Origin of the sequence: Paracoccus sp. UBA5162 (assembly GCF_002413585.1) — a bacterium.
Taxonomy (GTDB): Bacteria; Pseudomonadota; Alphaproteobacteria; order Rhodobacterales; family Rhodobacteraceae; genus Paracoccus.
This window is the reverse complement of sequence record NZ_DHXG01000002.1, coordinates 37,912-61,138: the sequence shown is the minus strand read 5'-3', so window position 1 is coordinate 61,138 and position 23,227 is coordinate 37,912. Positions and strand designations below refer to the sequence as shown.

Sequence of the window (23,227 nt, the reverse complement as noted above, 5' to 3'; positions counted from 1 at the left end):
CGGCGCAATTCTCAGCCGAAAGCGGCCAGAACCTCGTCCGTCAGCGCGGCCATCTCGTCGCGCGCCACGCCGTTTCGGGCGCGTTCGGCAACGCCGAGGCCCTGGCCCAGCGTCTCGGCATAGGCGACGCGGTTGGCGACCTGCGTGCCGGCCACATCGGCGCCCAGTTCGGCCGCCTTCCGGGCCACCTCGACCGACAGGCGCGTATGCGGCCGGACCCGGTTCAGCACCACCAGAACCGGCGATTTCTCGCGCCGCGCCAGATCCAGCACACCCTCGGTCGCCCACAGATCGACATGGCTGGTGGCGACCGGAACCAGAACCAGATCGGCGACCCGAAGCGCGGGGCGCAGGTCACTGTCGATCTTGGGCGGCGTGTCCACGATCACGTAATCGAAACGCTTCTTCAGCTTCTCGGATTCGTAGCTGGCCCCCCAGGCCGATGAGGTCGAGAAATCCATGGCCTCGTCCTCGCCCTGCGCCTGAAGCCGCTCGATGAACCAGCGGCCCATGCTGCCTTGCGGATCGGTATCGACCAGGGCGACGGAATGGCCGCGCTGATGCAGGCACACGGCCAGATTGATCGCCAGGGTGGTTTTCCCCGAGCCGCCCTTCTGCTGGGCGACGGTGATGATCCTGCCTGCCATCGCTGCCTCCTCGTCACGCGCTTTCCAAAACGTATCGGGCCGGTTCAGCGATTGCACGGGCTATCTTGCGGGCCGCGACATCAATCGCCGAAAACTGCCTGAACCTCGTACATCACCGGCTCGAAGCTTTTGCACATCGCATGGATCTCGCGGTTGCGGCGACGCATCTCGTCGCTACGCAGCATCGCCTGATAATCCTTGCGGTCGCGCCACTGCGAATAGGTGGCGATCCGGGTCTGCGCGTCGTTCAGGTGAACCGCGCCGGCGATGAAGCCGGGTTGCCGGCGGATCACCTGATCCCAGGCGGCGGTCAGCATCTCAAGCACGTCCTGCGCGCTGCCGGGCGTCACCTCGAAGGTGGTGATCACGGTCTGGCCGTCGAATTCGGTCCTGATATCGGGCATGGCTGGCCCCTCCTCTGCTGACGCATCCCGGCGCCCAGCCTAGGGGGAAATCCGCAGCACGCAAAGTGGCAACTGCGCGGCATTGCCGGCGCTCGCGCCAGGGTGCATGGTCGGCGCGGGCGGCAAAGGAGGCATTGCATGATCCCGGTGTTCGATGGTCACAACGATTTCATCCAGCGCGTCGTCGCGGCGGGCGAGGACGGGGCGCGGATCTGGCTGGAAGGCGACGGGACCGGCCATCTGGATCTGCCACGCGCCAGGGCGGGCGGGCTGGTCGGCGGATTTTTCGCTCTCTGGGTGCCTTCGCCCGCCAATCCCAATGATGTCGAATCCATCGCGCTGATGCAGGATCCGCCCTTTCACCTGCCGCTGCCCGACGAGATCGCGCATGACAGCGCCCTGCCCTTCGCCTTCCGGCAGGCGGCGGCACTGAAGATGCTGGAACGCACCGGCACGCTGGAGGTCGTGACCAGCGCCACCGGTCTGCGCCGCGCGATCGCCGAAAATCGCTTCGCCGCGGTCATGCACATGGAGGGGGCCGAAGCGATCCGCGACATGGATGCGCTGCATCTGTGGCACGCGGCGGGACTGCGATCGCTGGGACCGGTCTGGTCGCGGCCCACGGCCTACGGTGAAGGCGTGCCCTTTGCCTATCCGGCCGGCCCCGATATCGGCGCGGGACTGACACCGCAGGGGCGCGATCTGGTCCGCGAATGCAACGTCTTGCGGATCATGCTGGATCTGTCGCATCTGAACGAGGCCGGGTTCGATGATGTGGCACGCCTGTCCGACGCGCCGCTGGTAGCCAGCCACAGCTGCGTGCATGCTATCTGCCCCTCGGCCCGGAACCTGACCGACCGCCAGTTGCAGGTCATCCGCGACAGCGGCGGGCTGGTCGGGCTGAACTATGCCTCCAGCTTTCTGCGCGAGGACGGCAAGCGGCTGCCGTTAAAGGGCTTTGATACGATCCTGCGCCATCTCGATCGCCTGCTGGCGGTCCTGGGCGAGGACGGAGTCGGCCTGGGTTCGGATTTCGACGGTGCGCTGATGCCCGAGGAACTGGCCGACGCGGCCGCCCTGCCCGCCCTGATCCGCGCGATGGAGGCGCATGGCTATGGCGACGCCTTGATCCGCAAGATCGCCGGTGAAAACTGGATTTCCCTGCTGGCGCGGGTCTGGGGCAACTGACCCCGACGGCCGGTTCATCACCCGGCCATCATGGGCGCGGCCTCCCCGATGCCCGCGCCTCGGCGATCCGGGCCGCGCTACTCGGTCGCCTGCGCCTCGCCATTTACCGGCGCGGCCTGGGCCAGCGCCACCATCTGCGCCAGTTCGGGATCGGCGTTCAGATCGGCCAGCGCAAATGTTCCGGTCAGCGCATCAGGTGACAAACGGATATTCTTGACCACCTGAGGCCCCGGCGCCGCGGGACCGTAGGTCTTGCCGTTCACCGCGAAATAGATGGCGCCCGAATTGCCCGTGCGCAGCACCGGCGGTTCTTCCAGCTTGGGCAGGCTGAAGCGTTCGCCGGCATCCATGATCTTTTCCAGCAGCACCGTCCCGTCCGAGGTGGTGACCCGCACCCAGGCGGGCCGGGCGGCCAGCAACTGAAGCTCGGGCGCATCCGCCGCCATCGTGACCGAGTGCTGGCTTTCCGGCATCTGCGGTCCGTATTCCACCGCCTCGCCCGCCCCGGCCGAGGCCAGCGCACGCTGGATCGCGTCCGCCCCTTCGGCGGAACCGGCCGTCATGTCGCCGCCTTGCGCCGTCGCCGTTTGCCGTGCAAGCCCCGGATCGATGGCCGCGATCGGGCCGTCGCGAGAAGTCAGCACCGGCGCCTCCAGAATCTGCGGCCGGTAGATCCGGTCAAGTCCCTCGGGCTGCGGCAGATTCTGCGCGATTTCAGCGGTATCGCCACTTTCGAGCAACGGCACCGACATTCCGGCGCCGGCAGCCGGATCCAGTTCCGTCACCACGCCTGGGGTGGTTTCGCCCGGCGTCAGCGTCACCCGCTGCACCTCTTGCAGCACGGCCCAGCCGCCATAGGCCAGCCCGCCCATGATCGCGATCAGCACCAGGACCGAGCCCATCGCCCGGGGTTCGATCTGCGTCCAGAAGCTTTCGCGCTGAGGAAGGAACAAGGCATGAGGATTGGCCAGCGCCTCGGCCGGTTCCGACGGCCTGCGCCCGGGTTTCGGCCCCGAGGCCGAGGGCGCCATGCCATGCGTCGGCTGGAAGCCCGATTCAAGACAGAAGCGGCGGAAGGTCCAGTCCGGGTCCATGCCCAGATACCGCGAATAGGATCGCACATAGCCCGAGATGAAGCTGGGCGTATCGAAAGCCGTGATGTCGCAATTCTCGATCGCGGCGACATAGGAGGCCCGGATCCGCAATTCGCGCTGCACATCCAGCAGCGATTTGCCCAGCGTCGCCCGCTCGCCGCGCATGATGTCGCCGAGACGTGTGTCGTCATCGAGGAAATGGTCCACTTCCTCCACCTGCATCAACTCCTCTGCCGGGATTTCAGCCCGCAGCCTGCTCATTCCTGCCTGCCTCTTTGCCCGCTGACCGTATCGCCCGAATCGGAACGATATCCTGCCTTGTTTAAACCAAGGTTATCACGGACGCGAGAGCAGTTCACCCGTCGATTGTGTCACGCGCTCATTTCGGCGCGATTCAACGCACAATGCGACCAAAGTGCATCCATCGCCCGCACCAGTTGATCAATTCGTCCAGGATCGTGCACTGGCGAGGGCGTGAACCGCAGGCGCTCGGTGCCGCGCGGCACCGTGGGAAAGTTGATCGGTTGCACGTAGATGCCGTAATCGCGCAGCAACATATCGGACAATTGCTTGCAGTGGACCGGGTGCCCGACATGGACCGGCACGATATGGCTGCCATGATCGATGATGGGCATCCCCAGCGATTGCAGCCGCATTTTCAGGATCTTCGCGTGCAATTGCTGGGCATCGCGCAGCGTCTGCCCTTCGGCCGTCTTCAGCAGCCGGATCGAGGCGGCTGCCCCGGCGGCCACCGCGGGCGGCAGCGAGGTGGTGAAGATGAAGCCCGGCGCGTAGGATCGGATCGCGTCGCACATGGTGGCGCTGGCCGCGATATAGCCGCCGAACACGCCAAAGGCCTTGCCCAGCGTGCCGTTGATGATGTCGATACGCCCCGCCAGCCCGTCGCGTTCCGCCACACCGCCGCCGCGCGGCCCGTACATGCCGACCGCGTGAACCTCGTCCAGATAGGTCAGCGCGCCGAATTCACGGGCCAGATCGCAGATCGCCTCGATCGGTCCGAAATCGCCATCCATGGAATAGATCGATTCGAAGGCGATCAGCTTGGGCGCGGCCGGATCGTCCGCTTCGATCAGTTCGCGCAGATGCGCCACGTCATTGTGGCGAAAGATCCGCTTGGCGCCGCCATTGCGCCGGATCCCCTCGATCAGCGAGGCGTGGTTCAGCGCGTCGGAATAGATGATCAGGCCCGGAAACAGCTTTGGCAGGGTCGAAAGCGTGGCGTCATTGGCGATGTAGGCGCTGGTGAACACCAATGCTGCCTCTTTGCGGTGCAGGTCGGCCAGTTCGGCCTCCAGCCGCTTGTGATAGACGGTGGTGCCGCTGATATTGCGCGTTCCGCCCGACCCGGCGCCGACCGCATCCAGCGCCTCGTGCATCGCGCCCAGGACCGCGGGATGCTGGCCCATGCCCAGATAATCGTTACCGCACCAGACGGTGATGTCCTGTTTCCTGCCATCGGGACGGGTCCAGACGGCCAGGGGAAACTGCCCCTTCGATCGTTCGATATCGATGAATGTGCGATAGCGGCCCTCGTCGTGCAAACGTGCGATGGCCTGATCCAGGGCGGCGTCATAGTCCATGTGCGGGCGTTCCCTTGCGTAGCTGGCTGGGTGCGATCATTGTCAGATCACGCGCGGCCCCAAGTTGATACACGTCAAATTCCGGCAAGAACAGACCAAAATCGCCGTGACACGACCAAGGAACAGGGCGCGGAAGCTGCAAACACCACCGGGAAAGGACGACCACATGGCGCAGGATGACAGGCTGGAGGCGGTTCTGGCAGAGCTGGACCGGGGGCTTGAGCCGGCCTTGCAGCGGCTGCTGGACTTTCTGCGAATCCCCTCGATCTCGACCGATCCGGCCCATGCGGGCGACGTGCGCGACGCGGCGGAATGGCTTTGCGCACAGCTTGCCTCGCTGGGCTTCGAGGCCAGCGTGATGGCGACCGAAGGCCATCCGATGGTGATTGCGACCTCGCCGCCCAGCGGGGCGCGTCCGCTGCTGTTCTATGGCCATTACGACGTGCAGCCGGTTGATCCCCTGGCCCTGTGGGACCGTCCGCCTTTCGAGCCGGAAATCCAGTCCACCGATGCCGGTGACGTCATTCGCGGCCGCGGCGCCAGCGACGACAAGGGCCAATTGATGACCTTTGTCGAGGCGTTTCGCGCCTGGAAGGCGGTTCACGGCGCCCTGCCCGGCGATCTGATCCTGCTGTTCGAGGGCGAGGAAGAATCCGGTTCGCCCTCGCTGCGCCCCTTTCTACTGGCGCAGAAGGACCGCCTGTCGGCCTCGTTGGCGATGATCTGCGACACCGGGCTCTATGCGGATGGCCGCCCCGCCATCACCACGCAATTGCGCGGCCTGGTCGGCGAGGAAGTGGTGATCCGAGCCGCCGATCGCGACCTGCATTCGGGCAGTTTCGGCGGGCTGGCCGCGAACCCGATCATGATCCTGACGCGCGCGCTGGCGGCGCTGAAGGACGCGGAGGGTCGCGTCACCCTGCCGGGCTTCTACGAGGGTGTGGCCGATCTGCCCGAGACGCTGCGCCGCGACTGGCAGGCGCTTGATTTCGACGCACGGGATTTCCTGTCCCGTGTCGGATTGTCGCAGCCGATCGGGGAAAAGGGCCGTACCCCGCTGGAAATGGTCTGGAACCGGCCCACCGCCGAGATCAACGGCATTGCCGGAGGCTATGCCGGCGATGGTTTCAAGACCGTGTTGCCCGCCGAAGCCCGCGCCAAGGTCAGCTTCCGCCTGACCGGCCGGCAGGATCCCGCAGCGGTGCGCGAGGCCTTTCGCAATCATGTCCGCGGCTTCCTGCCAGCCGACTGCACGGTGGAATTTCACGACCACGGCGGCAGCCCGGCCAGCGTCATGGACACCTCGGATCCCGCCTTCGCGGCCGCCAAATCCGCGCTGAGCGAGGAATGGGGGCGCGAGGCCGCCTTTATCGGCGCCGGCGGCTCGATTCCCGTCGCAGGTGATTTCAAGCATATTCTGGGCATGGATTCCCTGCTGATCGGCTTTGGCCGCGACGATGACCGGATCCATTCCCCGAACGAGAAATACGACGTCGAAAGCTTCGCCAAAGGCGCGCGATCCTGGGCGCGCATCCTTGCGGCCCTGCGATAGGCGGGCGGCAGGGGGGCGCTGCCCCCCTCGGCCCCAGGGGGCCTCACCCCCCGAGGTATTTGAAAAGAGGGCGAGGGGCGATTAACGACAAATTAAGCAATTGCGGACAAGACTGCGAATCGCGGTACAGGCGGAGGCGCCGATGACCGCAAGAGAGCGAGGCGCTCCGGTTTCCCGCCAAGCCCCCTGAGCCGGCAGCCGGAGCGACCTTTCTTCCGTCTCGTTCTCTTTCCAATCGCCTTTGGCGCCATCGGCGGTCCTTGGCACCGGTCTTCCCGGCAGCGCCGCGCAGGCCGACCTGAAACGCCGCTTCTATCCCCGTGGCGTGCAATAGCTCTGGCTGCTGGTCCAGGCGGCTATATCGGCGCGCTTCTCGGGGTTGCGCATCGGCGCCCAGTCGCGCGCCACGCCGCGCCAGCCGCTGCCGTCATTGGCCACCGCATTGTCGCGCGCGACCTGTCGCGACATGATCCGGACGGCGCAGGACATGTTGTCGGCCCCGTTGCGGATATTGCCGTCGCAATTGTAATTGCGCCAGGTCGCGGGCGCGATCTGCATCAGGCCGATCCACTTGCCGCCGCCGCCACTGGCTTTCGGGTTATAGGTGCTTTCATGCTTGGCCACCGCCGACAGCAGACCCGCCCAGAAGGCCTTGCGGCCCGGCGCGCCAAGCTGGGCGTAATTGGGGCAGAAGGCGTCGATGTCCGAGGGCACGCGCGACAGCACCTTCACCCCCTCGCGATCCAAAGCGGTCAGCGTCGCCCTGGTCCAGGCATCCGCGCCCGACCGCTGACCCCACCGCATCGGCGGCCTTTGCGCCAGCGACATCTGCCGGGCCTGCGCCTCGGCCTGCTTCGCCCGTTCGGCCTTGTCGCTCGTCGTGGTCGCACAGGCGCTCAGCAAGGCAAGAGCGGCCAGGGGCAGAAGCGCAGCGTGCATCGGGATCCTCTCTGGAAGGTTTCGTCGCTTCCGGATTAGCCATGCGTGCAATTCCCGCAAGCATCGCGGAATCCTTCGGCGAAATCCCGCCCGGCCACGCCCGCGGCGCGACGAAAATCCGCCGATCGACCATGCCGGGGCGGCCTTCTTGACCTGTCACACAAAGACGTGTCGCAGGGCAGGCGGGGTGCGCGCGTCGGGCGTGACGCAGGCCCCCAGTGACAAGCGCCCTCTGCTGCCCTAGAACACCCGCCGAGACGCCATTTGCCGACGAGGATCCCGATGCTGGACCACCTGAGCTTCACCGCCCCCCAACCAAAGGTCATCGCCGGGGCGAGGGGCGATTGGGAACTGGTCATCGGGCTGGAAGTCCACGCCCAGATCGCCAGCAAGGCCAAGCTTTTTTCCGGCGCATCGACCGAATTCGGCGCCGAGCCGAATTCCAACGTCTCCTTCGTCGATGCCGCCATGCCCGGGATGTTGCCCGTGATCAACGAATTCTGCGTGGCCCAGGCCGTGCGCACCGGGCTGGGCCTGAAAGCCGCGATCAATCTGCGCAGCGCCTTCGACCGCAAGAACTACTTCTATCCCGATCTGCCGCAGGGCTATCAGATCAGCCAGCTTTACCACCCCATCGTCGGCGAGGGCGAGGTGATCGTGGACATGGGGCCGGGCATTGCGCGGCGCGTGCGGATCGAGCGTATTCACATGGAACAGGACGCCGGCAAGTCGATTCACGACATGGATCCCGACATGTCCTTCGTCGATCTGAACCGCACCGGTGTCGCGCTGATGGAGATCGTCAGCCGCCCCGACATCCGCGGCCCCGAGGAAGCCTCCGCCTATGTCGCCAAGCTGCGCCAGATCATGCGCTATCTGGGCACATGCGATGGCAACATGCAAAACGGCAACCTGCGCGCCGACGTGAACGTGTCGGTCTGCAAGCCCGGCGATTACGAACGCTTTCAGGAAACCGGCGATTTCAGTCATCTTGGCACCCGCTGCGAGATCAAGAACATGAACTCGCTGCGCTTCATCCAGGCTGCGATCGATCACGAGGCACGCCGCCAGATCGCCATTTTGGAAGATGGCGGCAGCATCGTGCAGGAAACCCGCCTCTACGATCCCGACCGGGGCGAAACGCGATCGATGCGCAGCAAGGAAGAGGCGCATGATTACCGCTATTTTCCCGATCCCGACCTGTTGCCGCTGGACATCGAACAGGCATGGGTCGATGCCATCGCAGGCGATATGCCCGAATTGCCCGATGAAAAGAAGGCCCGCTTTGTCAAGGAGATGGGGCTGTCGGAATATGATGCGGGGGTGCTGACCGCGGATGTCGAGAACGCCAATTATTTCGAGGCTGTCGCGCAGGGCCGCGATGGCAAGGCGGCCGCGAACTGGGTGATCAACGAGCTGTTCGGTCGTCTGAACAAGGAAGGCCTGACGATCGAGACCTCGCCCATCTCGGCGGCGCAGCTTGGCGGCGTGATCGATCTGATCGGCAAGGGCGAGATTTCGGGCAAGATCGCCAAGGAATTGTTCGAGATCATCTGGACCGAGGGCGGCGACCCGGCCGGGATCGTCGAGGCGCGCGGCATGAAACAGGTCACGGACATAGGCGCGATCGAGGCCGTCGTGGACCAGATCATCGCCGCCAATCCCGCCCAGGTCGAAAAGGCCAGGGCCAATCCGAAACTGGCGGGCTGGTTCGTGGGCCAGGTGCTGAAGGCCAGCGGCGGCAAGGCAAATCCGGCCGCCGTCAACCAACTGGTCGCAAAAAAGCTGCAATTGTAGCGGCTGCGGCGGCAGAGGGTCGCGCAGGCTGAAACGGCGGCCACTTCCTCTGTCGGAGATGACCCCGCCGCCCTTGGCAAGCGATGCGGCATCTGCTCTACCTTCTGGTTGATGCAAGGTTCAGGACGCAGACAGATGCCCTTCGAATACACCGTCATTCCGGCCCCCACGCGCGGCGAGAAAGCCAGGGACGTCAAGACCCCGACCGACCGCTATGCGCTGGCAGTGACGCAGGAACTGAACCGGATGGCAAAGGATGGCTGGGAATATATCCGCGCCGACGTGTTGCCCAGCGACGAACGCAGCGGCCTGACGGGGCGGACGACGATCTATCACAACCTCTTGGTTTTCCGCCGCAAGGCAGACGCCACCGAGACGCCAGAACCCGAAAGGCAGCAGATTCCGCAACCCGAATATCCCGTCGCCGCCGCGCCCGTGCGCAAGCCCCAGCCGGCACCGGCGCTGCCCGAGGCCGCGGCACCGCAGCCCCCGCGTCGGGTTTCCGAAACGGTGCCGGCCGCCACCGCCGACGCCGAGCCGATTGTCAAGGAAAACCCGACCGGGACCGAACCTCCCGCACCGCGGACCGAGCCTGACCGGATTTAGCCCTGCGGTTCAGGGATCATGCCGGATCGGCAGCGGGCGACGTCTCTTCGACGATGACCAGTTCGCGCGTGGACGCATCCTTGGCATGGGCCAGCGCGGCTTGATATTCGGCGCTTTCGTAGCAGGCCACGGCCGCTTCGAAGCTGGGAAAGCGGGCCACGACGTTGCGCGGCCGGTCCTGCCCCTCGAATTGCCGGTAGCGGCCGCCCCGCGCCAGAAAAACGCCGCCATGCGACGCGATCGCGGGTCCGGCAGCCTCGGCATAGCGGCGATAGGCCTCGGGGTCGGTCACGAGGACATGTGCGATCCACAGCGCGCTCATAGTGTTGCCCCGATCAGTTTCTCGACTTCGGCAAAGGCGCTTTCGGCGGCCTCCAGTCCCGGCGCGCCACCCTGGGCGCGATCTGGCCGCCCGCCGCCGCCCTTGCCGCCAAGCGCGGCGGTGGCGGCCTGCACCAGGGACACGGCGCTGAGACGGTCGGTCAGATCCGGCGTCACGCCGGCGGCCACGGTCGCCTTGCCGTCGGCTTCCGACAGGACCAGCACCGCGCCGCTGCCCAGCCTGGCTTTCATCTCGTCGATCAGAGGCCCAAGCTCCTTGCCGCCGACGCCCTCGACCCTGCGGCCGATGAATTTCACGCCGGCGATTTCCTTGGCTTCGGTGGCCCCGCCGCCGCCCATGGCAAGCTGCCGCTTCAACTGCGCGACCTCGCTGGCCAGTGCCTTGCGCTCATCGGCCAGGGCGCGCACCCGGTTCACGACATCGCCCGCCTGCGCTTTCAACAGGGTCGCGATCTCGGCCAATTGCCGGTCTGCCGCGCGCAGATGGTCCAGCGCCGCCTGCCCTGTCAGCGCCTCGATCCGCCGCACTCCGGCGCTGGAAGCGGAATCGCCCAGCAGCGCGAAGGCGCCGATATCGCCCGTGCGCAGGACATGCGTGCCTCCGCAAAGTTCCAGCGAATAGGTCTGGCCATCCGTGCCCTTGCCGGAATTGCCCTGCCGACCCATCGAGACCACCCGCACCTCATCGCCATATTTCTCGCCGAACAATGCCTGGGCGCCCAGGGCACGAGCGTCGTCGGGGGTCATGATCCGGGTTTCGACCGGGGAATTCTGCCGAATGAAATCATTCACTTCCGCCTCGATCTTCGAGACCTCCTCGGGCGTGACGGCATGGTTGTGGCTGAAATCGAAGCGCAGCCGGTCAGGCGCGTTCAGACTGCCGCGCTGCGCGACATGGGCGCCCAGGGTCCGACGCAATGCCTCGTGCAGCAGATGCGTGGCCGAATGGTTGGCGCGGATCATGCCGCGCCGGTCACGATCGACCGACAATTGCGCACCCTGACCCTTGGCAATCGTGCCCAGCGTCACCTGGGCCATATGCGTGAAGACGCCCGCGACCTTCCTGGTGTCGGTTACCCGCGCGGCGCCTGTCTCGGTCCTGACAAGACCGGTATCGCCAACCTGACCGCCCGATTCGGCATAGAAGGGCGACTGGTTCACGACGATCTGAACCTCTGCGCCCTCGGTCGCTTCCGAAGCCTCGGCCCCCTCCACCACCAGAGCCAGGATCTGACCTTCCGCCTCGTCGGTGTCATAGCCCAGAAATTCGGTCGCGCCATGACGTTCGGCCAGATCATGCCAGATCGCTGCGTCCTTCGTCTCGCCGCTGCCCGCCCAGGCCGCGCGGGCCTTGGCCTTCTGTTCGGCCATCGCGGCATCAAAGCCGCTGATGTCGACCGCGCGGCCTTTTTCACGCAAGGCATCCTGTGTCAGATCCAGCGGGAAACCATAGGTATCATACAGCTTGAAGGCCGCCTCGCCCGGCAGATTCGCGCCCTCCGGCAGCTTTGCCACTTCCTCGTCCAGCAGCCGCAATCCCCGGTCCAGAGTCTGCCGGAACCGGGTTTCCTCGCTGCGCAGGGTCTCTTCGATCAGCGGCTGCGCGCGGGTCAGTTCCGGATAGGCCGTGCCCATCTGCCCGACCAGGGCCGGGACCAGCCGATACATCACCGGATCCTGCGCACCCAGCATGTGCGCGTGACGCATCGCGCGCCGCATGATGCGCCGCAGCACATAGCCGCGCCCCTCGTTCGAGGGCATGACCCCATCCGCGATCAGGAAGCCGGTCGAACGCAGATGATCCGCGATCACCCGGTGATGCACCTTGCCCGAGCCGTCCGGATCGACGCTCGTGGCATGGGCGCTGGCTTCGATCAGGCTGCGCATCAGATCGGTGTCATAATTGTCGTGCTTGCCTTGCAAGAGCGCACCGATCCGTTCCAGTCCCATGCCGGTGTCGATGGATTGCATGTCGAGCGCGCGCATCGAGCCGTCCTCGAATTGCTCGTTCTGCATGAAGACAAGGTTCCAGATCTCGATGAAGCGGTCGCCGTCTTCCTCGGCCGAACCCGGCGGCCCGCCCCAGATGTGATCGCCGTGATCGTAGAAGATTTCGGTGCAGGGGCCGCAGGGACCGGTCGGACCCATCTGCCAGAAATTATCGGCCGTGGCGATGCGGATGATGCGGTCGTCCGGCAATCCGGCCACCTTTTTCCAGATATTCGCGGCCTCGTCATCGGTATGATAGACCGTGACCAGCAGCCTGTCCCTGGACAGCCCGAAATCCCGGGTCAGCAATTCCCAGGCGAAGGCGATGGCCTCGGATTTGAAATAGTCGCCAAAGCTGAAATTGCCCAGCATTTCAAAGAAGGTGTGGTGCCGAGCGGTATAGCCGACATTGTCCAGATCGTTGTGCTTGCCGCCGGCGCGGACACATTTCTGCGCCGTCGTCGCGCGGGTGTAGTCCCGCGTCTCCAGTCCGGTGAACAGGTTCTTGAACTGAACCATTCCGGAATTGGTGAACATCAGCGTCGGATCGTTGCGCGGCACCAGGGGGCTGCTTTCGACCACGCGATGGCCGTTTTTCTCGAAATAGCCCAGAAACGTTGATCGGATGTCGTTCAGACTTGGCATGAGCGGCCTTCATCGCAGGAATATCGCGGCGTCCCCGCGCCGCAAAAGCTGGCGTTCGGTCTATCGTCCGCCGTGCCCGCTGTCCAGCGATCCCGCCGCGCGCTGATACCCAGCCGGAGAAAGGCGCCGACCGGAAAAGAAAACGCGCGAAGGATTGCCCCCCGCGCGCGTCGAATGGTCGGTCTGCCCGTTGCTTCAATCCTCGGTCAGCTTTTCGTCCTCGCCGCCCGCGACGCCGAAATCCAGACCATGGCTGGCCCGGATCTTGTCCTCGATCGCATAGGCGATATCGGGATTGTCGCGCAGATATTGCTTGGCGTTCTCGCGTCCCTGGCCGATCCGTTCGTCGCCATGCGAATACCACGCGCCCGATTTCTCGACCACGCCGGCCTTGACGCCCAGATCGACCAGTTCGCCGACCTTGCTGATGCCCTCGCCATACAGGATGTCGAATTCGACCTGCCGGAAGGGCGGGGCAACCTTGTTCTTGACGACCTTCACCCGCGTCGTATTCCCGATCACCTCGTCGCGATCCTTGATCGAGCCGATGCGGCGAATGTCCAGACGCACGGACGCATAGAATTTCAGCGCGTTCCCGCCCGACGTGGTCTCGGGACTGCCGAACATCACGCCGATCTTCATGCGGATCTGGTTGATGAAGATGACCATGCAATTGCTGCGGCCGATGCTGGCGGTCAGCTTGCGCATCGCCTGGCTCATCAATCGGGCCTGCGCGCCAACCTGATGGTCGCCCATATCGCCCTCGATCTCGGCCTTGGGTGTCAGCGCGGCGACGGAATCGACCACCACCATGCTGACCGCGCCGGAACGGACCAGAGTATCGACGATCTCCAGCGCCTGCTCGCCTGTATCGGGCTGGCTGATCAGCAGCTCCTCCAGGTTGACGCCCAGCTTGCGGGCATATTGCGGATCCAGCGCGTGTTCTGCATCGACAAAGGCACAGACGCCGCCCTTCTTCTGTTCCTCGGCCACCGCATGAAGGGTCAGCGTCGTCTTGCCGCTGCTCTCGGGTCCATAGATCTCGACGATGCGCCCCTTGGGCAGACCGCCGATTCCAAGCGCGATGTCCAGCCCCAGCGATCCGGTCGAGGTTGACTCGATCTCGGCCACCGGATTGTCGGCGCCCAGTTTCATGATCGAGCCCTTGCCGAACTGGCGCTCGATCTGAGCCAGCGCGCTGTCCAGCGCCTTCTGCTTGTCCGCGCCGCGTTTGTCGTTCATGTCGAAAATGCTCGCCTGTGCCATGTCGTCCTCACATGTATTTCACAGCCATCCGGGCGTAGCAATCTGCCGGGCCGCCGCGAATTGTTCACTTCTTGTTCTCACGCCTGAATGCCCGATCCGGGACCTCGTTTCAAGTGAAATTGGTTAACCGAGGCGATTCTGCCTCCGATGATGCGCGACGAGCGGTTAACGAATCATTACCGGATTCCCCGATCGTCGGCTTTTGCCTGCCTTTGCCGTTTTTTTCGCCCCGCTCCGTGCCGGTCTGCTGATCCGATCCGGCGGGTCAATGCAGCGTCGGTCCCGGCGGCGCCGACAATTGACGTGCGACGGTCTGGGTCAATTCGGCCAGGGTGAAGGGCTTGGCGAGAAAGGCTGAATTCGGGACCGGCATGCTGCCTTCGCCGAAAATGTCGTCGGTATAGCCGGACATGAACACAACCCTGGTCTTCGGCCGGTCCCTCAGCGCGGTTCTGACCCAGCTTGGTCCATCCATGCCTGGCATCACGACGTCGGTGACAAAGACATCGATCTTCAGCCGGCTGTCGGACAGCATTTCAAGCGCGCTTTCGGCGCTGTCGGCTTCGTGAACCTCATAGCCCTTCAGCCGCAGGGCGCGGACCGCGAAGGCCCGGACAGGGGCCTCGTCCTCGACCAGAAGGACCGAGGCGGGATGGTCGGGGGCGTGTTCACGCCCCGATACCGGTTCGGGCAAGGCTGCGGGCGAACTTTCGGCGGCGGCATCATGCGCCGGAAAATACAGCGAAAAGCAGGTGCCTCGCCCAGGCTCGCTGTCGCAGAAGATATAGCCGCCGGTCTGCTTGACGATACCATAGGCCGTCGACAGGCCCAGGCCGGTACCCTCTCCGGTGCGCTTTGTGGTGAAGAACGGCTCGAAGATCTTGTCCAGCACTTCCGGCGACATGCCGCAGCCTTCGTCGGACACGCGGATGCGGACATAGCTGCCTTTCGGCAAATCGACCCTGTCACGCGACAAGGGTTTGTGCAGCGAGACGTTGTCGGCGCGAACGTTGATCTCGCCGCCCTGCGGCATGGCATCGCGCGCGTTGACCACGAGATTCATGATGACCTGTTCCAGTTGCCGCTTGTCCGCGCGGATCGGACGCAGTGCGGGATCGTTGGTGATCGTCAGCCCGACCCGTTCACCCACCAGACGGTTCAGCAGATGCGTCAGATCGGCCAGCGTATCGCGCGGGTCCAGCGTCTCCAGCCTCAGGGTCTGCTTGCGCGAGAAGGCCAGAAGCTGCCCGACCAGCGCCGCCGCGCGGTTGGTATTCTGGCTGATCTGGTCGAGATCCGCGAATTCCGGATCGCCCTTGTCGTGGCGCAACATCAGCAGATCGCAATGTCCCCGGATCGCCGTCAGAAGATTGTTGAAATCATGCGCGACGCCACCCGCAAGCTGCCCGATCGCCTGCATCTTCTGACTCTGCACGAACTGCGCCTCCAGCGTCTTCAGCGCGCTGGCGTCATGCAAGACCGCGATCAGACCCGGCTGATCGACGGGATCCGGGGCCAGGGCAACCTGGAAGTATCGATCGCGCGCAGGCTCGCCCGCGCGACCTTCGGCACCACGCATCCGCAGCATCTCGGCACGGCCGTCAAGCCGCCCCGACAGAGCGTCGATCAGCCAGTCGCCGATGGGCCGCCCCGGACCTTCCAGCAGCGATGAAAGCTGGATCGGCGTCTCGGACGGCAGGCGGCCATCCAGCAGCTTTCGTGCGGCGATATTGGCACGCCGGATCAGACCGTCCGGCGACAACCGAAGCAGCGCGACCGGCAGGGCGTCGAAATCGTCGTCCGGCCGCGCATGGCCCATGGCCGCGTCATCGACCGGAGACACGCCAGGCATGTGGAAAGACCACAATTGCAGTGGCGCATCCCTGGAGCGGGTCAGCGCGATCATGGCGCCGGTATCAAGCGCCAGCTCGGCGTATCCGCCCTTGCCCGCGCGGGCCAGCATATCCTCGGCATCGCCCTCGGCATCGGCGCGCATCTGCCCCAGCAGCGCCACGATATTGCGTCCCAGAAGATCGCCGAAGACCTCACTGGCCTCGTTTTGAAACAGAACCTGACCCTCGCCATCGCAGACCCAGACAGGTTCCGCGGCCAACGCCACCTCGCGGCGCAGCGCCGAAAGCCCGCGCCGGGCCATGTAGCCCTGAAACCCATGCGCCAGCGAAATCGCGCCGCCCAGCAGATACCACGCCACGGCGATGGTCGAGAACACGATCGCCGCGGCGCCGCTGGGATTGCCCGGCATCACCACCAGAATCAGCGCGCCGATCGCCATCGGCAGCAACAGCAGCGGCAAGGCAGCCATGGCGTTGCGCGACAATCCCAACATCCGGTCCAACTGATCCATCCGAATCGCCCTTCTGCGCGGTTTCGTTCTGGATAGGTCGGACGAGCTTAAGATTGCGTTAATGCGCCTGTGGACATTTTTCATCGCGACCGCTCCAGCAGGGCCAGGAAAAAGCCGTCGCTGGCGGACAGGGGCGACCAGCGATGCGCGCTGCGAAGGGCGAAATCCGGGCGGCGCGCCAGAAAGGCCGCGATCTGCCTGGTATTTTCGTCATCCAGCATCGAGCAGGTCATGTAGGCCAGCAGTCCGCCGGTCGCCACATGGCCCGAGGCGTCGTCCAGGATCCTTGCCTGCGCCGCGACAAGAGCTTGCAGATCGGGTTCGGACAAGCGCCATCGGGCGTCCGGGCTGCGCCGCCATGTTCCCGAACCGGAACAGGGCACGTCCGCCACCACCAGATCGAAGACCCCCGATGGCCGCGGCACGATCTGGACCTTCGCGCCGGACCGCGCCGCACGGACGGGCAGATCGCGCATCCGAGCGCGATCGGCGTCGTGGGCGGCGATCCGAAGGTTCTCGGCACGCCCGGCAAGGGCCAGCGCCTTGCCACCGCCGCCGGCGCAGTAATCGAGGATCCGCTGCCCCGCCCGAACCGGAACCGTCGCACAGGCCAGTTGCACCGACAGATCCTGAAGCTCGACCACTCCGTCGCGATAGGCGCGGCTGGTGGAAAGACGCCGCTCGTTGCGCGTGACGCGCAGCGCAGAGGGCAGTTGCAGGTGGGATTCGGCCGCGATCTCGTCCTCCGCCAGGGCTGCGAGGGCCTCGGGCAAAGTGGCGCGCAACGGGTTCACCCGCAACCAGACCGGTGCCCGCAGGCGCAAGGCCGCGGCCTCGTCATCGGCGCGCGGCCCCAGCGACGCCCGCCAGCGCGGCAGGATCCAGTCGGGAAGATCGATGGCATCGCCCGGATGGTCGGTCATTTCCTCGGCAGTCAGCGGGGCCGGGGCGTGACCCTCGCCGGTGAACAGCGCGCAGGGATCGCGGCCCTCGTCGCGCAGCAGGCCGATCATCAGGCCGCGCCCGCTCATCACGCCGCCACGATGGGCAAGGCTGTTGCGGCAGCGCAGGGCATGAAAGACCAGATCGCGGATGGCCGCGCGGTCGCCCGAGCCGGCAAAGCGGCTGCCGCGCGACCAGCGCAGCAGCGCCGCCTCGGCCGGATCGCCGGCGAGGATCCGGTCCAGGATATCGGCGGCGGCGGCAATGCGCGCGGCCGGTGTCATCGTATCTGTCCGGCCTGTCTCATGCCGCTCCTGCCTCACCGTCAATCCCTGTCGCTTTAGCGCAGGCCTGGCGCCGGCGAAACCGGCCGACGAAAAAGGGCGCCTCGCGGCGCCCTTCTCCCGATCACTGTCCAGGGGCGATCAGACCGAATAATACATCTGATACTCGACCGGATGGGGGGTATGCTCATAGGCATAGACCTCTTCCCATTTCAGCGCGATATAGCCTTCAAGCTGGTCGCGGGTGAACACGTCGCCCGCCAGCAGGAAGTCCATGTCCTTTTCAAGTTCCTCCAGCGCTTCGCGCAGGCTGCCGCAAACGGTCGGGATCTCGGCCAGTTCCTCGGGCGGCAGGTCATAGAGATCCTTGTCCGAGGCGGCGCCGGGATCGATCTTGTTCTTGATCCCGTCAAGACCGGCCATCAGCAGCGCGGCAAAGGCCAGATAGGGATTCGCCGCCGGGTCGGGGAAGCGGGCTTCGACGCGCTTGGCCTTGGGCGATTCCGTCCACGGGATCCGCACGCAGCCGGACCGGTTGCGGGCCGAATAGGCGCGCAGCACCGGCGCCTCGAAGCCGGGGATCAGGCGCTTGTAGCTGTTGGTCGCGGGATTCGTCAGCGCGTTCAGCGCCTTGGCGTGCTTCAGGATGCCGCCGATGAAATACAGCGCCTCCTGGCTGAGATCGGCGTATTTGTCGCCGGCGAACAGCGGCTTGCCCTCTTTCCAGATCGACATGTTGACGTGCATCCCGCTGCCGTTGTCGCCCTTCATGGGCTTGGGCATGAACGTCACCGACTTGCCATAGGCGGCGGCGACGTTGTGGATGACGTATTTGTATTTCTGGATATTGTCGGCCTGTTCGGTCAGCGATCCGAAGATCAGCCCCAGCTCGTGCTGCGCGCTGGCGACCTCGTGGTGGTGCTTGTCCACCTTCATGCCCATCCGCTTCATCGTGGACAGCATCTCGCCGCGGATATCCTGAGCGGCATCGACAGGGTTGACCGGGAAATAGCCGCCCTTGTGACCTGCGCGATGGGCCTGGTTGCCCATCTCGTATTCGGTATCGGTGTTCCACGCCGCATCGACGGCATCGATCTGGAAGGCCACCTTCTGCGGCGTCACGGAATAGCGCACATCGTCGAAGATGAAGAACTCGGCCTCGGGGCCGAAATAGGCCGCGTCGCCGATCCCGGACGATTTCAGGTAGGCCTCGGCCTTGACGGCGGTGCCGCGCGGATCACGGCTGTAGGCCTCGCCGGTATCGGGCTCGACGACGTTGCAGTGAACGCAGAGCGTCTTTTCGGCATAGAACGGATCGATATAGGACGATGCCGGATCGGGGATCAGCTTCATGTCGGACTGATCGATCGACTTCCAGCCCGCGATCGAGCTGCCGTCGAACATGAAGCCTTCCTCGAAGAAGTCCTCGTCGACCAGATCGACATCCAGCGTCACGTGTTGAAGCTTGCCCTTGGGATCGGTGAAGCGGACATCGACATAGGCGACGTCTTCGTCCTTCATCAATTGCAAGACATCCTTGATTTTCATCTCTTCCCTTTCTGCGTCATTGCGACCCGGCGTGTCAGGGCGCCGGGTGCGGAAGTGGTGTTGACCTTGCCGGTTCTCTTAGACTGCGTCGTCGCCGGTTTCGCCAGTGCGAATACGGATTGCCTGCTCGACAGGCGATACGAAAATCTTGCCGTCGCCGATCTTCTCGGTCCGGGCGGCGCCCACGATCGCATCCACGGCGGCCTCGACCTGATCGTCGGGCAACACCATCTCGATCTTCACCTTGGGCAGGAAATCGACCACGTATTCCGCGCCGCGATACAGTTCGGTATGCCCCTTCTGGCGACCGAAACCCTTGACTTCGGTGACGGAAAGACCCTGCACGCCGACCTCTTGCAGCGCCTCCTTCACATCGTCCAGCTTGAACGGCTTGATGATCGCCTCGATCTTTTTCATCACAAATGATCCTTCCTCGCGGCTTGCCTGACGTCTGATTGGCGGGTTTCATCACGCGGGTAAATGCGGCGCGGCGGGGATCGGGGGCGCAAACCACCGGACCGCGATTCATTGCCCGTTTTTAAGGCATAATGGCAATATATCAGGCAGACACAATGCTGACAGGCACGGAAATCCTGACCACCGCCCAAATGCGCGCCATCGAATCCGCCGCCATGTCCGGCGGCCGGGTTTCGGGACTGACCCTGATGGAGCGGGCTGGCGCCGCGGTAGCGGGCCAGATTCGCCTGCGCTGGCCCAGGCCGGGACAGGTCACCGTCCTGTGCGGCCCCGGAAACAATGGTGGCGACGGCTATGTGATCGCCCGTCATCTGGCCCGCGCGGGCTGGCGGGCACGGGTTCTGGGCGTGGACAGCCGGCGCGGCGCCGATGCCGCCGAGATGCAGCGACGCTGGCGCCAGATCGGCCCTGTCGAACCCCTGACCCGGCAATCCCTGCGGCGCGCCGAGGGCGAGGATCTCTGCGTCGATGCGATCTTCGGCACCGGTCTGACCCGCCCGCCCGAGGGCGCGATCGCAGACGTTCTGGCCGGCCTCGGGACAGACAGATTCGGGAACCGGATGGTCGCGGTCGATTGCCCCAGCGGCCTGTGCATGGACAGCGGCGCGATGCTGGGCAGGCCGCGCAAGGGCAGCCCGGATGATCCCCGCGCCGCGTTGACCGTGGCCTTCGACAGCCCCAAGCCTGGCCATCTCATCGGCCTCGGCCCTGTCCTCTGCGGTGATCTGGTGATCGCGGATATCGGGCTTTCAGGCTGGCGCGACCAAAAGCCCGTCCCGCCGTCGCTTGCAGCGATATGGCCTCCGATCGGCCCGACACGGATGCGCGAGTCCGGCATCGCAAGGCTGGCCAAACGATCGGATCAGGCGGCGCATAAATTCGTCCATGGTCACGCGCTGGTCCTTGCGGGTCCGGCCGGCAGGGGCGGTGCTGCGCGACTGACGGCGCGGGCAGCCCTGCGCGTGGGCGCCGGTCTGGTGACGATCGGCCCGCCCGAGGCAGCGATGGGCGATCATGCCGGACCGCCCGACGCGCTGATGCGGCGGTGTGTGGACAGCGCCGACGATCTTGAGCGGATGCTGAGCGACGCCCGGATCCGTGCTGTGGCGATCGGTCCCGGCTGCGGGGTGGACCGTGCGGGGGTCTTGCTGCCGGCGCTTCTGGCTTCGCGCCGGTCCTGCGTGATCGATGCTGACGCGATCACGGCGATTGCGGGGGCGCCGGCCATGCGCGCGACGCTGCACCAAGGCTGCGTGCTGACACCGCATGAAGGCGAATTCGCGCGGCTGTTTCCCGACCTGGCCGACCGTCTCGGGGCGCTGCCCGAGCGCGGCCCGGCCTTTTCCAGAATAGACGCCGCGCGCGAGGCCGCCGCGCGCTGCGGTGCGATTGTGCTGTTGAAAGGCCCCGACACGGTGATCGCTGCGCCGCCGTCCTGTGACGGCGCCAACCCGCATGGCAGGGTCATCATTCACTCCGCCTTCGACATTCCCTGGCTGGCAACGGCCGGCGCGGGCGACGTGCTGGCCGGGATCATCGCCGGCCTGCTGGCGCGCGGCCTGCCTGCGCCGGAGGCCGCCGGTTGGGGAACCCTGCTGCATGCCAAGGCGGCTCGCGCCTTCGGCCCCGGACTGATCGGCGACGATCTGCCCCAGACACTGCCCGCCGTCCTGCGAGAGATGGGCATGTGAGTCCGGCTTGGGACGGTTGGATGCTGTAATGGCGGACCCGGAGCGATTCGAACGCCCGACCCCCAGATTCGTAGTCTGGTGCTCTATCCAGCTGAGCTACGGGTCCGTCGTAGGGCGGTGGTCTACCCCCCCCTCCCAGCGGATGCAAGAGGGTGCGGCGCATTTTCCACGCCATTTTCCCTATCGCGCGGCGGCGCCCGCACGCGCCGGCAAGATCGCCATGTCGCGCGGAATGTGGATCATGAATTCGCTGCCCTCTTCGTCGCTGCGGACCAGTTCCAGCCGGCCCCCATGGCCGCGGATCAGATCGGCGGCGATGGTCAGGCCCAGTCCGGTGCCGCCCTTCCGCGAACTGCCGCTGAAAGGCTTGAACAGGTATTCGCGCGCCTTCTCGGGCAGACCCGGGCCCGAATCGCCAACGCGAATCCACCATTCGGAATCGGTCTCGCCCGCTCCGATCTCGATTGCGCCGGGGCTGCCGGTGCCCTCGATCGCCTGTCGCGCGTTCCGCGACAGGTTCGCCAGCACACGGTAAAGCTGATCGCGGTCGGCGCGGATCGTCAGGCTGGGCGCGATGTCGGTGACGAATTCGACCTGCCCCGCGGCTTCGCCCGCCAGCGTCTCGGCCTCGATCACCTCGGCGGCAAGCTGGGTCAGGTTGAAACGCGACAGGGACGGCGCAGGCTCTTCCGCCTTGCCGAAGGCCAGGGTCGTTTCGCACAGGTTCACTGCGCGAGAGATCGAGTTCACCAGCTTGGGCGCGGCGCGGCGAACCTTGGGATCGGCGCTATCCTCCAGCCGGTCGGCAAAGATCTGGGCCGTCGTCAGGATGTTGCGCAGATCGTGGCTGATCTTGGCCACAGCCTCGCCAAGCTGCGCCATCCTCTCCTTCTGCTTCAGCGACGAGGTGACGGTCTTCTGCATCGCCTCCAGCGCCGTTTCGGCGTCACGCAATTCGGCCAGGCGGGCGTTGGGGGTGATGATGTGGCGCGTGTTGTCGGGTTCCAGCGCGTAAGAGGTCATATGGCTGATCACGCGCCGGATCGGCACCAGGATCAGCCGCTGAGCCGCGATGTTGAGCAGGATCCCGGTCAGTATCGAAAACGCCGCCGACAGCACCAGCAACCGCAGCCCGTAATCGATCATCGCGCCGCGCAGGGGGGCGGTCTTCATGGTGATCTCGATCAGCTGGCCCGCCTGATTGACCGGAGAGCCGATGACGCGCACGGTTTCGTCCCTGTCGTCCAGCAGCGTGACCAGAGCATCGTCGATCGTCTGCACGACGCCTTCTTCGCGCAGATCGTAGGTCGCGCTGACCTGATCGCGGATGGGCGAGGACAGGACCAGCTGGCGCACGTTATCGCGGCGAAGCACAACGTTCAGCACGCCGGCATTCTGCAACAATTCCGATTCCAGGTCGCTGGTCAGCGATTCATCGGTCGCCAGCAGCGCCAGCGATGCGATCTGCGCCCGCTCCAGACGCGATTCCAGAAAGTCCAGCCGAAAGCGTGACAAGGCCGGCAGCAGGATGAACAACTCGGCCAGCACGACGAAAATGATCGTCAGTGCAGCGAATCGGCCGGAAATGGTGTTCAATCGCATCTTGTCCGGATCGTCTTGCTCGTCGCCTGCGTGTTTTCGGCTTTCGCGGGGCCGGTTTGCACATCAAACGAATGTGATCATTCGCTGGTTCCCTTTCCAGAGGCAGTCGGAAAGATTGCCGGCGGCAGTTGACGCGGGCTTTGGGCTGCATTATCCAGCGGACTTCCTGCAACCGGCGCATCGCGCGGGGTTATTGCCCCTGCACATCGCCATACGCAATTACAATTGATCGAAACCGCAAAAGACCG

At 65.2% G+C, this 23,227-nt stretch carries 18 protein-coding genes and 1 tRNA gene; 5 read left to right on the top strand and 14 right to left on the bottom strand.

Annotated features, from left to right (window positions below; all coding sequences use genetic code 11):
* Positions 1–11: 11 nt before the first annotated feature.
* The gene (gene parA, locus B4A72_RS00430; RefSeq protein WP_292977932.1) at positions 12–647 is read right to left on the bottom strand and encodes a ParA family partition ATPase; all 636 of its coding nucleotides are present in this window, start codon (positions 645–647) and stop codon (positions 12–14) included.
* An 80-nt stretch (positions 648–727) separates the two neighbouring features.
* Positions 728–1,051, bottom strand: coding sequence for an antibiotic biosynthesis monooxygenase family protein (locus B4A72_RS00425; protein ID WP_292958615.1), 324 nt, complete (start codon positions 1,049–1,051; stop codon positions 728–730).
* 138 nt (positions 1,052–1,189) lie between these two features.
* Here B4A72_RS00425 and B4A72_RS00420 point away from each other — a divergent pair, with 138 nt between their 5' ends.
* Positions 1,190–2,239 carry a dipeptidase gene (locus B4A72_RS00420; RefSeq protein ID WP_292958613.1) on the top strand — a complete coding sequence of 350 codons (1,050 nt, stop codon included), beginning with the start codon at positions 1,190–1,192 and terminating at the stop codon, positions 2,237–2,239.
* Positions 2,240–2,316: 77 nt separating this feature from the next.
* Here the strand turns inward: B4A72_RS00420 and B4A72_RS00415 are convergent, their stop codons facing one another.
* Together B4A72_RS00415 and hemA are read right to left on the bottom strand one after the other, a co-directional pair.
* Positions 2,317–3,594, bottom strand: a complete 1,278-nt coding sequence (locus B4A72_RS00415) for a helix-turn-helix domain-containing protein (protein WP_292958611.1) — start codon at positions 3,592–3,594, stop codon at positions 2,317–2,319.
* A 110-nt stretch (positions 3,595–3,704) separates the two neighbouring features.
* A complete protein-coding gene (gene hemA, locus B4A72_RS00410; RefSeq protein ID WP_292958609.1) occupies positions 3,705–4,934 on the bottom strand; it encodes a 5-aminolevulinate synthase in 1,230 nt (409 codons plus the stop codon).
* A 166-nt stretch (positions 4,935–5,100) separates the two neighbouring features.
* On the opposite strand from hemA, the gene B4A72_RS00405 reads away from it, so the two are divergent.
* On the top strand, positions 5,101–6,486 hold the full coding sequence (locus tag B4A72_RS00405) for a M20/M25/M40 family metallo-hydrolase (RefSeq protein WP_292958607.1): 1,386 nt from the start codon (positions 5,101–5,103) through the stop codon (positions 6,484–6,486).
* Between the two features lie 312 nt (positions 6,487–6,798).
* Here the strand turns inward: B4A72_RS00405 and B4A72_RS00400 are convergent, their stop codons facing one another.
* Entirely contained in the window at positions 6,799–7,425 is a 627-nt protein-coding gene (locus B4A72_RS00400) for a lytic transglycosylase domain-containing protein (RefSeq protein ID WP_292958605.1), read from the bottom strand.
* Positions 7,426–7,707: 282 nt separating this feature from the next.
* Between B4A72_RS00400 and gatB the strand changes: the two genes are divergently transcribed.
* Positions 7,708–9,222 carry an Asp-tRNA(Asn)/Glu-tRNA(Gln) amidotransferase subunit GatB gene (gatB, locus tag B4A72_RS00395; protein WP_292958603.1) on the top strand — a complete coding sequence of 505 codons (1,515 nt, stop codon included), beginning with the start codon at positions 7,708–7,710 and terminating at the stop codon, positions 9,220–9,222.
* Positions 9,223–9,357: 135 nt separating this feature from the next.
* Positions 9,358–9,828 carry a DUF4177 domain-containing protein gene (locus tag B4A72_RS00390; protein ID WP_292958601.1) on the top strand — a complete coding sequence of 157 codons (471 nt, stop codon included), beginning with the start codon at positions 9,358–9,360 and terminating at the stop codon, positions 9,826–9,828.
* A 16-nt stretch (positions 9,829–9,844) separates the two neighbouring features.
* On the opposite strand, the gene B4A72_RS00385 is transcribed toward B4A72_RS00390, so the two are convergent.
* The 7 genes from B4A72_RS00385 to B4A72_RS00355 form a co-directional block, all read right to left on the bottom strand.
* Complete coding sequence (locus tag B4A72_RS00385; protein WP_292958599.1) at positions 9,845–10,150, bottom strand: DUF1330 domain-containing protein; 306 nt, start codon at positions 10,148–10,150, stop codon at positions 9,845–9,847.
* Complete coding sequence (alaS, locus tag B4A72_RS00380) at positions 10,147–12,804, bottom strand: alanine--tRNA ligase (protein ID WP_292977931.1); 2,658 nt, start codon at positions 12,802–12,804, stop codon at positions 10,147–10,149. Before alaS ends, B4A72_RS00385 begins: the two co-directional genes overlap by 4 nt.
* A gap of 195 nt (positions 12,805–12,999) precedes the next feature.
* Entirely contained in the window at positions 13,000–14,070 is a 1,071-nt protein-coding gene (gene recA / locus B4A72_RS00375; RefSeq protein WP_292958595.1) for a recombinase RecA, read from the bottom strand.
* Between the two features lie 265 nt (positions 14,071–14,335).
* On the bottom strand, positions 14,336–16,435 hold the full coding sequence (locus tag B4A72_RS00370) for a hybrid sensor histidine kinase/response regulator (RefSeq protein ID WP_292977930.1): 2,100 nt from the start codon (positions 16,433–16,435) through the stop codon (positions 14,336–14,338).
* 80 nt (positions 16,436–16,515) lie between these two features.
* Positions 16,516–17,661 (bottom strand): RsmB/NOP family class I SAM-dependent RNA methyltransferase, encoded by a 1,146-nt coding sequence (locus B4A72_RS00365; protein WP_292958591.1) that lies wholly within the window; start codon positions 17,659–17,661, stop codon positions 16,516–16,518.
* Positions 17,662–17,802: 141 nt separating this feature from the next.
* On the bottom strand, positions 17,803–19,209 hold the full coding sequence (gene glnA / locus B4A72_RS00360; protein WP_292958589.1) for a type I glutamate--ammonia ligase: 1,407 nt from the start codon (positions 19,207–19,209) through the stop codon (positions 17,803–17,805).
* 78 nt (positions 19,210–19,287) lie between these two features.
* Complete coding sequence (locus B4A72_RS00355) at positions 19,288–19,626, bottom strand: P-II family nitrogen regulator (RefSeq protein WP_292958587.1); 339 nt, start codon at positions 19,624–19,626, stop codon at positions 19,288–19,290.
* A 155-nt stretch (positions 19,627–19,781) separates the two neighbouring features.
* Between B4A72_RS00355 and B4A72_RS00350 the strand changes: the two genes are divergently transcribed.
* Positions 19,782–21,377, top strand: a complete 1,596-nt coding sequence (locus B4A72_RS00350; RefSeq protein ID WP_292958585.1) for an NAD(P)H-hydrate dehydratase — start codon at positions 19,782–19,784, stop codon at positions 21,375–21,377.
* Between the two features lie 29 nt (positions 21,378–21,406).
* Here B4A72_RS00350 and B4A72_RS00345 read toward each other — a convergent pair.
* Positions 21,407–21,483 (bottom strand) — tRNA-Arg (locus B4A72_RS00345).
* A 74-nt stretch (positions 21,484–21,557) separates the two neighbouring features.
* The gene (locus B4A72_RS00340) at positions 21,558–22,979 is read right to left on the bottom strand and encodes a sensor histidine kinase (protein WP_292958583.1); all 1,422 of its coding nucleotides are present in this window, start codon (positions 22,977–22,979) and stop codon (positions 21,558–21,560) included.
* Positions 22,980–23,227 lie beyond the last annotated feature (248 nt).